The 14,143-nt window shown below is 53.4% G+C and carries 13 protein-coding genes; 5 read left to right on the top strand and 8 right to left on the bottom strand.

Translation table 11 applies throughout. The annotated features are described in order from the left end of the window. Positions 1-134 precede the first annotated feature (134 nt). Entirely contained in the window at positions 135-1,142 is a 1,008-nt protein-coding gene (locus ACN0YN_RS29775) for a CNNM domain-containing protein (protein WP_417388525.1), read from the bottom strand. A 362-nt stretch (positions 1,143-1,504) separates the two neighbouring features. Here ACN0YN_RS29775 and ACN0YN_RS29770 point away from each other — a divergent pair, with 362 nt between their 5' ends. The 3 genes from ACN0YN_RS29770 to ACN0YN_RS29760 all read left to right on the top strand — a co-directional run bounded on the left by ACN0YN_RS29770 (position 1,505) and on the right by ACN0YN_RS29760 (position 5,167). Next, a complete protein-coding gene (locus ACN0YN_RS29770; protein WP_417388524.1) occupies positions 1,505-3,001 on the top strand; it encodes a hypothetical protein in 1,497 nt (498 codons plus the stop codon). Positions 3,002-3,070: 69 nt separating this feature from the next. Beyond that, positions 3,071-4,042 carry a sugar phosphate isomerase/epimerase family protein gene (locus tag ACN0YN_RS29765; protein WP_417388523.1) on the top strand — a complete coding sequence of 324 codons (972 nt, stop codon included), beginning with the start codon at positions 3,071-3,073 and terminating at the stop codon, positions 4,040-4,042. A 3-nt stretch (positions 4,043-4,045) separates the two neighbouring features. Continuing rightward, positions 4,046-5,167 carry a glycosyltransferase family 4 protein gene (locus ACN0YN_RS29760; RefSeq protein ID WP_417388522.1) on the top strand — a complete coding sequence of 374 codons (1,122 nt, stop codon included), beginning with the start codon at positions 4,046-4,048 and terminating at the stop codon, positions 5,165-5,167. 17 nt (positions 5,168-5,184) lie between these two features. Here ACN0YN_RS29760 and ACN0YN_RS29755 read toward each other — a convergent pair whose 3' ends face one another. The 7 genes from ACN0YN_RS29755 to ACN0YN_RS29725 all read right to left on the bottom strand — a co-directional run bounded on the left by ACN0YN_RS29755 (position 5,185) and on the right by ACN0YN_RS29725 (position 11,927). Continuing rightward, positions 5,185-5,589: a hypothetical protein gene (locus tag ACN0YN_RS29755; protein ID WP_417388521.1), complete on the bottom strand. Its 405-nt coding sequence runs from the start codon at positions 5,587-5,589 to the stop codon at positions 5,185-5,187. A 147-nt stretch (positions 5,590-5,736) separates the two neighbouring features. Continuing rightward, positions 5,737-6,942: a hypothetical protein gene (locus ACN0YN_RS29750; RefSeq protein ID WP_417388520.1), complete on the bottom strand. Its 1,206-nt coding sequence runs from the start codon at positions 6,940-6,942 to the stop codon at positions 5,737-5,739. After that, positions 6,881-8,365, bottom strand: coding sequence for an IMP dehydrogenase (gene guaB / locus ACN0YN_RS29745; protein WP_417388519.1), 1,485 nt, complete (start codon positions 8,363-8,365; stop codon positions 6,881-6,883). The genes ACN0YN_RS29750 and guaB overlap by 62 nt, the downstream gene beginning before the upstream one ends. Before the next feature lie 113 nt (positions 8,366-8,478). Beyond that, a complete protein-coding gene (gene rsmA, locus ACN0YN_RS29740; RefSeq protein ID WP_417388518.1) occupies positions 8,479-9,399 on the bottom strand; it encodes a 16S rRNA (adenine(1518)-N(6)/adenine(1519)-N(6))-dimethyltransferase RsmA in 921 nt (306 codons plus the stop codon). Beyond that, positions 9,386-10,003, bottom strand: coding sequence for a riboflavin synthase (locus ACN0YN_RS29735; protein WP_417388517.1), 618 nt, complete (start codon positions 10,001-10,003; stop codon positions 9,386-9,388). Before ACN0YN_RS29735 ends, rsmA begins: the two co-directional genes overlap by 14 nt. 54 nt (positions 10,004-10,057) lie before the next feature. After that, positions 10,058-10,945, bottom strand: coding sequence for a CDP-diacylglycerol--serine O-phosphatidyltransferase (gene pssA / locus ACN0YN_RS29730; protein WP_417388516.1), 888 nt, complete (start codon positions 10,943-10,945; stop codon positions 10,058-10,060). Next, positions 10,929-11,927: a phosphatidylserine decarboxylase gene (locus ACN0YN_RS29725; RefSeq protein WP_417388515.1), complete on the bottom strand. Its 999-nt coding sequence runs from the start codon at positions 11,925-11,927 to the stop codon at positions 10,929-10,931. Before ACN0YN_RS29725 ends, pssA begins: the two co-directional genes overlap by 17 nt. Positions 11,928-12,480: 553 nt before the next feature. Here ACN0YN_RS29725 and eno point away from each other — a divergent pair. Beyond that, entirely contained in the window at positions 12,481-13,755 is a 1,275-nt protein-coding gene (gene eno, locus ACN0YN_RS29720; RefSeq protein WP_417388514.1) for a phosphopyruvate hydratase, read from the top strand. A 170-nt stretch (positions 13,756-13,925) separates the two neighbouring features. Beyond that, the coding region (locus ACN0YN_RS29715; RefSeq protein WP_417388513.1) for a hypothetical protein at positions 13,926-14,143 on the top strand (218 nt) is incomplete at its 3' end.

Here is a 14,143-nt window from a genome sequence, read left to right as displayed (position 1 = left end):
CGAATCGCTGGCCTGTGAATGCACGCGGATACAAATCTCGTGACCGTTTGAGTTTTGGTTATTCAATGGGCGTTGATTGTACGCCCCACGGCCTGATCCCGCAATCGAGCCGAAAAACAGCGAAAATCAGCCGTTTAGAGGACCTCGCGGGTCATCATCAGCGGTCCGTTCGAAGAACACAGGGCTTTCACCAGATCGAGCTGACTGACGATGCCCAGCTGTTTGTCGTTTTCGTAGATCGCTCCATACGCCGAAGCGGAGTTTCTCAGAATATAGAGCGATTCCAGCATACTAAAATCAGACTGCAGTCGAGGCATGTTGTATACCGCAGGAATAATCGGGGCCGGCGAGGTGATCAGATCGACCAGTTTCAGATAGGAAGTCCATTCAGTGGAGTTACCGCGGGAGCGAATGGGAATGAACGAGAGCTGATTCCGTTGCGCTAACTGAATGATGTCAGCGGCATCTGTCGTGCGCGTGACACCGGTAATCTGATTCTGAGGGATCATCAGTTTTTTGACGGACTGGGCCGCCGTATTGAACATGCCTCGTACCAGCTGTTTCTGTGAATTACTCAACAGACCTTCCAGGTGCCCTTCTTCCAGCACTTTTACCAGGCGTTGTCGTCCCAGAACCAGCTGGGCCGGCTTATTCCGATCGGGGGAAAAACGTTCCAGATAACGTGTAATCGCAACCAGGGGCGTGCTGATAATCCAGAAGGCGTAATAAAAGAAATCGAACCAGCGACAGTAGCGTTTCAGCAGCATCGAAGGGGACCGGTAATACAGATTTTTAGGCACCAGTTCGCCAAAGATGAAGATGATCGGCGTGAACAGAATTGTCGTGACGATTTCAGCCGAACCTCCTGACTGCTGAAAGACTTCAGCGATACCGATCGAAATGGCGATGGTTGTCAGATCATTGGCCAGGTTATTTCCAATCAACGTGGTCGCGACAAAATAACTGGGGTTCTGCGCAAACCATAAGAGACGCTTGGCGATGGGATCTCCCTCGTTCGCGTCGATGTTCAGCCTGAGAAAGCTGACGCGATAGAAGCCGGTTTCTGATCCACTGAACAGGGCCGACAGCCGCATGCCAATGGCAAACAAAGCCACTGCACCAAGAAGAGGAAGCCAGTTCAACGTAAAATACAACCTTCAGCAGGAATGGAATCAGGAACGCTTTTCTGACGGATGCACGATCCGACTGCCGTGAATTCTCGTGAAACGACAGGCAACTTGCAAGAGGTGCCTGCGGAACCGTCCTGAAAATCAGTTACTATTTTCCCGCTCACAGAATCCAGTGACTACCATTTTCGCGAATGATGACCTATGTTTTAGTAACAACGCGGTTGCCCAGACTTCTCATTTTGACATGAGTTCCGCCAGATCGCCTGCCGCTCCGCTTCTGGTTTGATTACAAAGTCAGGCAGCAGTGAGGAATCTGCCCTAAGTCGCTGCAGTATAAAGAATTAACCTGACTCTGTTTAAATAAGTGGATATTTATGAAAGTTCAGCAGTTTCTGGAGCATCACGGAATCAAAGAGAATCCGTTCGGGCAGGAAGACGCACAAAGCGATCACGTTTTCAAGGAATTCTGTCTCAACGGAACGCATCATCCGGTCTGGGACAAAATTTTTTCCAATCCGGCCAACCCGTCCACATCGGTGGTGTTCGGCGAAAAAGGAGCCGGTAAAACCGCCATCCGGATGCAGATGATTGAGCAACTGCAGATGTATAATGCCAATCATCCCGAGAATCGGGTGCTGGTGATTGAGTACGACGACTTCAATCCCTTTCTGGACTGTTTCCGCGAACGCTATTCCGGACGCAATCGCCGCCCGGAACGTCTGCTCTCACACTGGCGGTTATGGGACCACATGGATGCCATTCTGTCGATCGGCGTAACACAGCTGATTGGCCAGATGATCGAGCCAAACGAATCGGCAGATAACAACATCAAATCCGTCTCCAAAGCGCAGGTGGCGAATCTGACGCATCTGGAAAAACGGGACCTGCTGCTGCTGGCGGCGTTCTATGACAACAGCCTCGACATGCCCGCCGTACAACGCTGGAACCGGCTACGGAAAAAATTGAAGTTTGCTTACTGGAAAACCGAATGGGAGCGGGCGCTCGGTTTCCTGGTGACCATCGTCACGGTCAGCCTGGTCTTCTACTTGGGGAACTGGAAGGACTTCAGCAAGTGGTGGATCTGGCTGATCATGTTTGTCGGCTGGGCACCCTGGTTATGGCGACAGACGACACTGCTCTGGAAAGCCTGGCGCGTGACCCGCGAAGTGCGCGTCTTCGATCATCTGCCCAACGCGTTGCGAAAAATTCTTTCGCGCATCGAGCGACGGGAACTCGCCGGCCAGCCGATCCCTTATCGGGACCGCAGTGATGACCGCTACGAACTGCTCACCAAATTCCAAACCATCCTCAAAAAGATGGGCTTCACAAATATCGTGATTCTGGTCGACCGGGTCGATGAGCCGCACCTGGTCAATGGGTCGGCGGAACGCATGCGGGACCTGCTCTGGCCGATGTTCGATAACAAACTGCTCAAACATCCGGGCGTTGCGTTCAAGCTGCTGCTCCCCTCTGATGTAGTGTATTATCTGCAGCGCGAAGAAAAGGAATTCTACGAACGTTCGCGGCTGGATAAGCAGAACCTGGTGACCTCGCTGGACTGGACCGGCGAATCGTTATACGACGTCGCCTGCGATCGCGTCCGGGCCTGTGCGACGGAACCCGGTTCCAATGTCTCTATTAAGGATCTGTTCGACGATTCGATCTCGGAACAGGAACTGATTGGTCAGTTTGCACAGCTGCGGGTGCCTCGACATTTATTCAAATTTCTGTATCGGCTGATTGTCGATCACTGCAATCGCTATACAGTGGATAATCCCAGCTGGAAAATCAATCGGGAAACGCTGCAGAAGGTGCTCAGCCTGTTCCAGCGGGACCTGGAAGCCTTTGACCGGGGCATGGGAACAGGTTGAAAATGGTCTGCGCATCCGGTAGCTTTAATGGATAACCAACCCGCTCCCACAGCCCACCGGAATATTTCAATGCAAACCAATCTCAATCGACGCGAAATGCTGGCCGCCGCAGGTCTCCTGGCAGCAGGATTCGCTACATCTCCCTCTGCCTCGGCAGGGACGCACCGTACACGTACGGCTGCAGAACCTTTCGGCTACTGTTTCAACACCAGCACCATTCGGGGGCAGAAGCTGGGAATTGTCGAACAGGTCAACCTGACTTCGCAGGCCGGCTACGATTCGATTGAACCCTGGCTGCGCGACATCGATGAATATGTGAAAGCAGGCGGCTCACTCTCAGACCTCAAGAAACGCATCGACGATGCCGGCCTGACGGTGGAAAGCGCAATCGGCTTTGCCCAGTGGATTGTCGATGATGAAGCAGCGCGAAAAGAGGGAATGGAAGTCGCGAAGCGGGATATGGACACGCTTCGCCAGATCGGCGGCATTCGCATTGCGGCTCCGCCAACCGGCGCGACAAAGCAGACCGATCTGAATCTGTTCGAAGCCGCAAAACGGTATCGCGCCTTACTGGAACTGGGAGACCAGATGGATGTGATTCCGCAGGTCGAAGTCTGGGGCTTCTCCAGTTCACTGTCGCGACTGGGAGAATCGATGTTCGTCGCCATCGAGAGCGGGCATCCCAAAGCGTGTCTGCTGCCTGATGTCTATCACATCTATAAGGGGGGCTCCGACTTTGCCGGCCTCGGTCTGCTCAGTGGTTCTGCGATCCAGGTCTTTCACGTGAATGACTATCCCGCCGATCCGCCCCGTGAAACGATCAACGATGCACATCGCGTCTATCCCGGCGATGGGGTGGCACCGTTGACCGATATCTTCCGCATGATTCATCAGGCCGGCTTCCGCGGAACGCTCTCGCTGGAACTGTTCAACCGCGACTACTGGCAGCAGGATCCACTGGAAGTCGCGAAGACCGGACTGCAAAAAACAAAAGCAGCCGTCCTGGCGGCGAAACTCGATCAACCGGTGAAAGCTGACTGATTCGTGAAACGGATAGCGCTCCTGTTTGAGTTCGGCTCGTTGAATGGAGGCGAACATTCGATGCTGGCCGTACTCGCGCGCCTGCAGGGAAAGGAATTCGCGTTCAGCGCCTTCTGTCCCCCTGACAGTCTGTTGCAGTCTGCGCTTGAGAAACTTGGCATCGCATGTCATCCCGTGTTCTTTCACGATGCTGCCAGGCAGCGACTGTCGCGGGAAGCGATCGCGGAACAGATCATTCCTGTGATCGAGTCAGGAGACTTTGATCTGCTGCATGCCAACAGCCTGTCGATGTCGCGGTTGACAGGAGCCCTCGCTGATCAGCTGCCTGTGCCCTGCTCAGGTCACCTGCGGGATATCATCAAACTCAGTCGCGCCGCGATTCACGATCTGAACCAGAATCAGAAGCTGGCAGCAGTCTCAGCGGCAACCCGCGATTTTCACGTCGGTCGGGGACTGGATCCTGCGCGGGTCACCGTCTGTTATAACGGCGTTGATGTCGAACGCTTTCAGCCCAGACCGACGACAGGCGCTTTGAAACAGGAACTGGGACTCAACGCGGATGTTCAACTCTGTCTGACGATTGGGCAGATCGGTCTGCGCAAAGGTCAGGATGTCCTGGCGGAAGCAGCCCGACTGCTGGCAGAGCAGGGGGATCAGCGGACGCATTTTCTACTGGTGGGAGAGCGTCATTCGCAGAAACAGGAGAGCATCGACTTTGATCAGGCACTCGATGCCGCGTTTGAACAACCAGGTTTACAAGGTCGCCTGCATCGGCTTGGATATCGGGAGGATATCCAGTTCCTCATGAACGAAGCCGACCTGCTCGTACATCCCGCGAATCAGGAACCTCTGGGGCGGGTGCTGCTGGAAGCGATTGCCAGTGGCTTACCGATTGTGGCGACCAATGCCGGCGGGACGGAAGAAATCGTAAAACACGAAGAGTCTGCGCTGCTGGTTCCTCCCGGGAATGCTGGTTTGCTGGCAGACGAGATGCAGCGCGTGTTGAATGATTCCGGTCTCAGTCAGACTCTGGCGCAGGCAGCACTGCAGAGATCAGCAGAACAGTTCACCAGCGAACAGGCGGCAGAGCGGCTGACCGCGTTCTGGCAGAGCTTGACTGGTTGAGTCTGAGAACTTCAGCTTCAGGCACGGTCGTTCGGGTGAAACTCTTCCCAGCGTTTCCAGGCGTAATCCCATTCCATCCACAGACGCAGCACTGACCAGAGGATTCGCATTTTGCTGAGTTGTTCGGGGGGGAGTTTCCCCTGGGATTCGACGGCGTTCTGAGTGGCTGATGCCAGTCCCCAGTGGCTGGCCAGTTCCCGACAGAGATTGTCGGCGGTGAGATCGATTTCCGCTTCTTCTGAGACAAAGCCGGCAGCATCCGCCATCACGAACAGTTCAAACAGTCGACTGCGATAAGGGTCCAGTTCCAGCGGTTTGGTTTCTGCTTCTGCTTCACTGACTAATCTGGCCACGCGCTGAATAATATCGTTGGCTAGATCACGGGAGGCAGAAGAAACGTTGTTGACAGAATCGCGAGACATGGTGCTGAAGTTCACTCTCAAATACGCAGAATCGGTGGGAGAAAAACAAAAACACACTCCAATCAGTCAGATCAGAGTGTGTTTAGAGAATATCGAATTGATCGTCGTTCAGCAACCACCGCTTCAGAATGATTCAGATCCGAATCATTACGGAAGGATAAAGATCAGGCCGGTTGCTGTAAGTCCTTCCGTAAGTGCTGCTTTAGTATTCCAGGGAACACCATTGATACGTTTCGGAATGTTGGGTTCACCCGGACGATAGAATCCCAGCGGATATACTTTTTTCCTCACAGGGTCGATGCTCATCTGGTAAGGCAACGCAATCAACTGACCGGTGAACCGACCGATGGAGACAAAGGGCTGCACCAGATCGCGGCGTGAGTAACCGTAGCGTTCCAGGTTGGGATCTTCAAAGTAGAGTGGGTTGTAGTGCAGATCAGAGGCTTCCCAGGTATAAATACTTTCGGTGAAGTTACGACCCGAGTAAGGTTCGTGGCTCAATTGGAATTCGCGGGGGCAGGCCAGAATTTGTCCCCCTTCTTCATCCGAAGTTTTACAGGGTTTGCCATCCGGTCGCGGACACAGGTTGCGACAGGGTTCGTTTTTGGCGATCTCCGGATCCGGTTCGTAATTGAAGAACGGGCTGATGCCGGCAATCTTCTTTAACATGTGTGGGGTTTCGTCTTCCAGGAAACCGGGAGCATTGGGATCCAGGCCTGGTACGGGATCAGGAGATTCATAGGTATTTTGTGTATTGATGTAAGCGGTACCTGCAGTTTGAGTATCCGGGAAGACCGGTACAATCTGCTGTGGCTGACTGACGGGTGCCGGTCCTTTGAATTCCAGATTTTTTGCCGTCGCAGCGGGGGCAGCAGGATTCTGCTCCAGCCCGATTGTTTTATAAGGTTCGGCTGCAGGAGCAACTGGCGTGCTGAAGCCGCTGTTGGCGGCCGGAGCTTTGTTGAGTGCTCCGGTGGCCGCTGGTGTTTCCGGCATGTCATCAGGAATCTGGCGGAATTCGGGAACGAATTCCAGCTCATCACTGTTTCGGCTGGTCTTGCGCTGCTCGCGGCGGTCTTTGCGTTCCTGTTTTTTCTGCTCGCGTTTACTCTCTTTGGCGAGCGATTCCCAGCGTTGTTCGGGAGAACGGCTTTTGAGTTCTTCCCAGGTTTGTGCTGATGAGCTGGTCTGGGACAGGAACGGATCGGTGGATGTTGCAGACTCACCAGCGAATGAGTAAGGACATGATCCCAGCGCGATCGCTGCGGTTAATACCCACCGCAGGCGGCGACTATTCCATAGGCGAATGTTCGGCTGTGTAATTTGGTGCTTCTTGAGTAACTGCAATATCATGCGGATGGTTCTCCCTGACCGTTGCTGCTGAAACCTGAATAAATCGAGCTTCGGTACGCATTTCCGCGACAGACTGGACACCAAGATAACCCATGCCGGCCCGTAGTCCCCCTACAAGCTGATAGAGCAGATTCTGCAATGGGCCTTTGTAAGGCACACGACCCTCTACTCCTTCCGGAACGAGTTTTTTCGCAGTGTCCTTTCCATCTTGTGTAACTGAACTTTGTCGGTAGCGTTCGCTACTACCTTTAACCATCGCTCCCATGGATCCCATACCGCGGTAACGCTTGAAACTGCGTCCCTGGTAGAGAATCAACTCGCCTGGACTCTCATCCAGACCTGCGAGCAAACCTCCTAACATTACCGTATGAGCACCTGCTGCCAGTGCCTTGGCAATGTCACCACTGTAACGAATGCCTCCGTCCGCGATGACCGGAATTCCCGACCCTTCCAATGCTTTGGCAGCATTGGAAATAGCCGTTAACTGCGGCACACCCACACCGGAGATAATTCGTGTCGTACAGATTGAGCCAGGACCGATGCCGACCTTGACGGCGTCTGCACCAGCATCTGCCAGGTCACGGGCACCCTGTTCTGTTGCCACATTACCGGCAACCACATCGATGTCCCATCGTTTTTTGATTTCTCTCACGGTCTGTATCACATTGCCCGAATGGCCATGTGCACTGTCAACGACCAGGAGGTCCACCCCTTTTTCAATCAGTAAAGCGGCTCGTTCATAATCGTGTACACCAACGGCAGCTCCTACTCGCAGCCGACCTCGTGAATCTTTCGAGGCCAGAGGGAACTGCATCGTCTTGTCGATGTCCTTAATTGTAATAAGCCCCTTCAGTTGATAATTTTCGTCAACCAGCAGAAGTTTCTCGACCTTATTTTCCAATAATATCCGCTGAGCCGCTTCAAGCGTTGTATCTTCTTTAGCCGTTACAAGCTTATCTTTCGTCATAACCTCGGAAACAGACTTGTCTGGCGTGTCTAAAAATCGCAGGTCTCTACTCGTTAAAATTCCTACAAGTTTCCCATCTTTTGTGACAGGGACACCGCCGATATTCCTGCGTTTCATGATATCAGCCGCTTCCGCGACCGTGGCTTCCGGTGGCAGGGTGACAGGATCGACAATGACCCCATGTTCACTTCGTTTCACCACATCCACGAGCATCGCCTGCTGATCGGCGGGCATATTCTTGTGAATAATGCCGATGCCCCCCTCCTGGGCCATCCCGATTGCCATATCACTTTCGGTGACCGTATCCATGGGACTGCTGATGATCGGAACATTCAGGGGAATATTTCTGGTGAGCTGAGTGGCAACACTGACTTCCGATGGCATTACTTCGCTATATGCAGGTTGCAGTAAGACGTCATCAAATGTAATTCCCTGACAGATAATGCGATCTTCCATTGTTCCTCTCCTTAACGCGACACTTGAATGTTTTTGCTGTTTATGTGTGATTTATTTTATACTGATTTTGGTTGAACGTATTTTAGACACCCTGATGGAAGGGGACAATTTTTTTACCGGTTTGCCTGCTCTGCGATCTGTTCCTGAAACGTGTTTGACAGTTCAATCAGTTCGGGAACGGTCAGTTCTTCGGCCCTGGCTTTTTCTTTATCAATCTCATGACTCAGCAGGATCGCATCAACGGCCGCTTTCGACAGTTGTTTGCTGTACATCCCGACCAGCGTACTTCGCATCAGCTTTCGACGATGCTGAAACACTCTGCGGAGAAAGTCCTGAAAGAAGACCCGGTCGACGATCTTCTGTTTGAGTGGCGGGTTGGGTGTAAGCTGTACGATGGCGGAATCGACTTTGGGACGCGGCCAGAAGACCGTTGGCCCCACTTTCTTCAACAGCTTCACAAAACATTGTGACTGCAGCCAGACCGACAGGGCACCGTAATTGGATGTCGCCGGTTTACAGGCCATTTTTAAACCGAGTTCGTACTGGATCGTCACGACCATGCGATTCCAGGGCAGATCGGAGGCAACGATGTTCGAGATGATCGGCGTCGCCACGTTGTAAGGCAGATTCGCAACCAGTTTGAGCTGGCTGCCCGGATGCGCTTCCAGTTGTGCGGCGATTTCATCGAGCACGGTCGGCGACATGTGGTTTTTATTTTTTAACGCATCACAGTTCAACAGCGTGATGTTGTCGTATTTCTGAGTCGCTTCCTTAGCCAGCGTATGCATGTTGCGATCATATTCGACCGTGATCACATGCCCCGCCTGTTGGGCCATGAAGGTGGTCATGCCTCCGGTGCCGGTGCCGACTTCGAGCACGATATCGTTTGGCTGGATGTGACCGTTTTCAACGACGTATTCGATGATATTCAGATCGATCAGAAAGTTCTGGCCCAGATCAGAGCGCGGGTTAAAGCCATGCCGCTCGAAGAGCTGCATTAAATAGGATCGAGTCTGCCTTTCATCTTCTTTCATTGAAACCATCTGATGTTATGGGAATCAGTTTCTGTACGTACTTCCCGAGGATATCCGTTTCGATATTCACAACGCTGCCCACCTGTTTCTGACCCAGGGTGGTCACTTCCAGCGTATGTGGTATCAAAGCGATGCTGAAGGCGGCCGGCTGGCTTTCCACAATCGTCAGGCTGATCCCGTCAATCGTGACCGAACCTTTCGCGACCATCTGCAGAGCTAATGCTTCCGGCACATTGAACCACATCGTGATCCACTCCCCGTCTTTGTCGATCGATTTGATCGTACCGACGCCATCCACGTGGCCCTGGACAAAGTGTCCGCCCAGTCTGCCGTTGGCTGCCAGGGGGCGTTCCAGGTTGACCTCATCGCCGGGTGCCAGCAGACCCAGGTTGGTCTTGGCAAGGGTCTCCGCACCCGCCTGAAATTTCAGGAAGCCGGCTTCGATTTCCACGACCGTCAGGCAGCATCCGTTGATGGCCACACTGTCTCCCATGTGGGCATCATTCGTTATCCATTCCGGAATCGCTAGCGTTAAATCGATGGCGGAGCCGTTCTTCTCCAGAAGATGAACGGTACCTCGACCCTCGACCAGTCCCGTAAACATCGGCGACAGTACCTTCAAGGTTCGATAAAACAGGGAGTTAAACGAGTCAGTTTCTCAAATTTGTTTCGATTTGTATAGTCGCCCAGAGACAACTTCTTCCCAAAAAGCACGAATTGGAGACGAAAACGCGAAATAACAGAACAGAACCGGGATGGCTAACTCCTGAACCAGGAACACTAAAGCCATCGAAAAGACCAGCTGCAGTACATGGCGGCGGCTGCGCTGACCCCTGAACAGCTGATTAAAGACATGCGAATAGTGAATACGCGAGACCATCAACGCTGCGACGGCCAGAGTGATCCAGGGGAGCGACCAGGCAACTGCAGGAATCAACCAGTCGGCAATCGATTTTGCCAGGGTATCGTGTTCCGTCTCCGACAGTTTATAGATCCCCCGCATGGCGACCAGAAAGGAAGCCACCACTCCCGCTGCGGCAGGTGAGGGGAGCCCGCTGAATCCTTCGTGCGTGTCCTCTTCTTCGGTTTCCACATTGAAGCGGGCCAGTCTCAGGATCGTACAGACAGCAAACAGCAGCGCAATGACCCATAACAGGCGGGGATGATAATCGGTTCGAAACTGAACCATCTGCAGCATCAGAAAGGCCGGTGCTACTCCGAAGCTGATGGCATCACACAGGCTGTCGAGCTGGGCACCGAATTCACTGGTCTGATTGGCCCAGCGGGCAGCACTCCCATCCAGCGCATCGAAGAGCATCGCCACAAAGATCAAGGCCGCAGCTATAAACAGATGCTGGTTCTCGAAGGAATTATACAGACCGGGTGAAGAACCCAGCATGCGGGTCAGGCCACCTCCATTGGCAGCCTGTCCCAGATATTCCGGACCGACCTTCGCGGCATAGGTGATCGCGCCAAATCCGCAGGCGGCGTTTCCCAGTGTCAGCAGTGTCGGCAGCACGGCGATCAGTCTACGCTTTTTCTTCATCGGATGCCTCTCCCGTTGGTGTCACACTCTCTGCTGCATCCGTGTACTTTGCCAGAATCGTCGATCCCGCCTGGAGCTTGTCCCCCGGTTTAGTCAGGATTTCCAGGCCCGGCTCTTTGGGAAACACGATTACCGTTCTGGAGCCCAGCTTAATCATTCCGAACTGCTGCCCCTTCTGTAACTCATCCCCCGGCTTGATGCGGCAGACGATGCGGCGGGCAATGGCACCGGTAATCTGTTGGACCAGCATGGGACGGTTGGTCGGTTCCGGCATCTGCAGGTAGACTTCCAGCCGCTCGTTCTCGCGCGTGGATTCCGGTCGCAGCGCGTTGAGACATTTACCCGGTTTGTAAGCGAGTTTGATAATCCTGCCCGCGACCGGCATGCGGTTGATGTGCACGTTGAAGATCGACAGGAAGATGCCGATCTCAATGGCCGGGCCGCCGATGTATTCATGATGTTCGATCTCTTCAATCGTATCAAAGGTCCCGTCAGCCGGTGAGACAATCACTCCTTCTCCCGCCGGAATCGTTCGATTCGGATTGCGGAAGAACCAGACAATCTCCAGTCCGAACAGAACCAGTGTGAACGCCAGCAACCAGCCGAAGATCGCGACCAGGCCTGACGCCTGAAAGGAGAGCAGCAGTCCTGCTGTCAAAGCGGCACCGCCGAAGAACAGGGTGGAGAGTACGATCAGTTCTGCCAGTCCTTCCCGCGCAAACGGGAGCCGACTGCGATAAGCAAACGGATCGTCTTCGGGCTCCCAGTAGTAGCCGCCCTGATTTTCATGGTACTTCAGATCGCGCGGATCGAGGACTTCATGCGGACAGGGATTGAAATCCCCTTTCCTGCAGCTCTGCATTTTCTGCACGTAGCCACGCCGAAATGTCTTCAGCCAGAACCGTCGCCAGCGTCCCCAGAACATCTCCAGATTGATAATAATTCCGCCGCCCGGCTGAATTGTCGTCAGCTGGGGGTCCATAGGTTCCACGTTCAGGCGGGGGTAGGACGTGGCAGATGTATGTGAACTATTTTGTTGTGAAGTTGAACTCATCGGAAACAGTTTCAAACCAGGCAGTTTTTAAAGGCATTTTCATAAGAGATCACAGGCCTGTTTTGAGCCTGGGACTGGAATAGAACAGTTTAACAAGATTCAGGGCGCCTGACGAGATTCGCGATTCCCGTCAGCAGCGAATAATCGGTAATCCTCAAGCGTATATCCCCGAATCGAAAAAAACAGCTTAGTCTGACAGGATTCTTTAGAGAAGTTAATCATTCGGAAAGCTATTCTATTCAAGGGGTTTCGTCATTTAACACGCTCGTAGTCCCTGCTGTTGGCTTCCCTGGGGGGCGCTTTAGATCGTTAGCCCGGGTCCCCGAAAGATTCATACATTCTAAACCCAGTCATTTGAGCTTAATCCCTGTTTCTGCTAAAAAGATGCTTCTCTGAGAGCCTTTGTATCGAACAATGTTGATGTGTCACACACTCAGCTGCTCGAGTTCATTTCATAGAAGTAATTGAGGAAACACAAACGATGAGTATTGCCATTAGTTCCGTTCATGCCCGTGAAATTCTTGACAGCCGCGGGAATCCCACTGTGGAAGTGGATATTGAACTGGAAGACGGAACTGTCGGACGCGCCGCTGTACCCAGTGGTGCCAGCACAGGGATGCACGAAGCCTGTGAACTGCGTGATGCAGATAAAAAAGATCGCTTTCTGGGCAAAGGGGTTCAGCAGGCCGTCGAAAATGTGAACACCGAAATCGCCGATGTACTGGTCGACCTGGATGTCTGCGATCAGCTGCTGATCGACCGTGTCATGCTGGATCTGGACGGAACCGAAAACAAATCACGCCTGGGTGCCAACGCGATCCTCGCCTGTTCACTGGCAGCAGCGCATGCAGCAGCACACGCTTCCGATCTGCCACTGTTCCGTTACCTGGGTGGCGTCGGTGCTAACCGTCTGCCTGCCCCGATGATGAACATCATCAACGGTGGTGAGCACGCCAGCAACGGCATCGACCTGCAGGAATTCATGGTCATGCCTCTGGGCTTCGACAACTTCAGTGATTCACTGCGTTGTGGAACCGAAATTTTCCATTCACTGAAGAAGGTACTCTCTTCCAAAGGTCTGAGTACTGCCGTCGGTGACGAAGGGGGATTTGCTCCCGATCTGCCAAACAGTGAAGACGCCATCGATGTGATCCTGACCGCGATTGAAAAAGCAGGTTACAAAGCCGGCGATCAGGTGAAGATCGCCCTGGACGCTGCTTCAACCGAATTCTACAACTCGGAAACCGGTATCTACACCGTGGAAGGACGCGAGTTCGATTCCGCCGGCATGGTCGACTTCCTCGCTTCCTGGGTTGATAAATATCCGATCTGCTCCATCGAAGATGGTCTGGCAGAAGACGACTGGGAAGGCTGGAAAGCATTAACCGATCGTCTGGGTGGTAAAGTGCAACTCGTCGGTGACGACCTGTTTGTAACCAACCCCAAACGTCTGCAGCGTGGGATTGATGAAGGTGTTGCCAACAGCATCCTGGTGAAAGTCAACCAGATCGGTACGCTCTCTGAAACTATCGAAGCCGTTCAACTGGCCGGCCGCAATGGTTACACCGCCGTCATGAGCCATCGTTCCGGCGAAACCGAAGACACGACCATCGCTGACCTCGCTGTTGCACTCTGCACAGGACAGATCAAAACCGGTTCCGCCAGCCGAACCGACCGTATCTGCAAATACAATCAGCTGCTCCGCATCGAAGAGATTCTCGGTAGCGAAGCAACCTTTGGTGGCACGATCTCCTGATCGCTGCTGCAAAGCCAGAATGAATTCACTCCTCTCTGATTCAGTTAAGAGAGGAGTTTTTTTATGTGCGTCAGGCATGACGCGCAGCGTCACGACCTGACGCTGTCAACCGGTTAGCGAAAGCGACCCGGGAAGTGACTTGTCGGGTGCAAGTCCCGATGGAGGCCTTGATGACAGGAACTCCTAGCCGAACTGCAAGGGTGTCCGCCGCGAGGCGGAATCTGAAGGAAGCAGCAGGCAAACTCCTGGCCCGAGGAACACGAATCGCATACGAGGCACTGGTCGGATGGGCGAGAAGGCATAAAGATTCGAAGCCCGATGTCATCCGGATCGGACTGGTGTATATGCGGCGGGTATATGGGAGGAAAGTCACGCGTCTTACCCTGAG

This window comes from Gimesia sp. (assembly GCF_048260065.1).
Classification (GTDB): domain Bacteria; phylum Planctomycetota; class Planctomycetia; order Planctomycetales; family Planctomycetaceae; genus Gimesia.
This window is presented reverse-complemented; position numbering and strand designations above follow the sequence as displayed.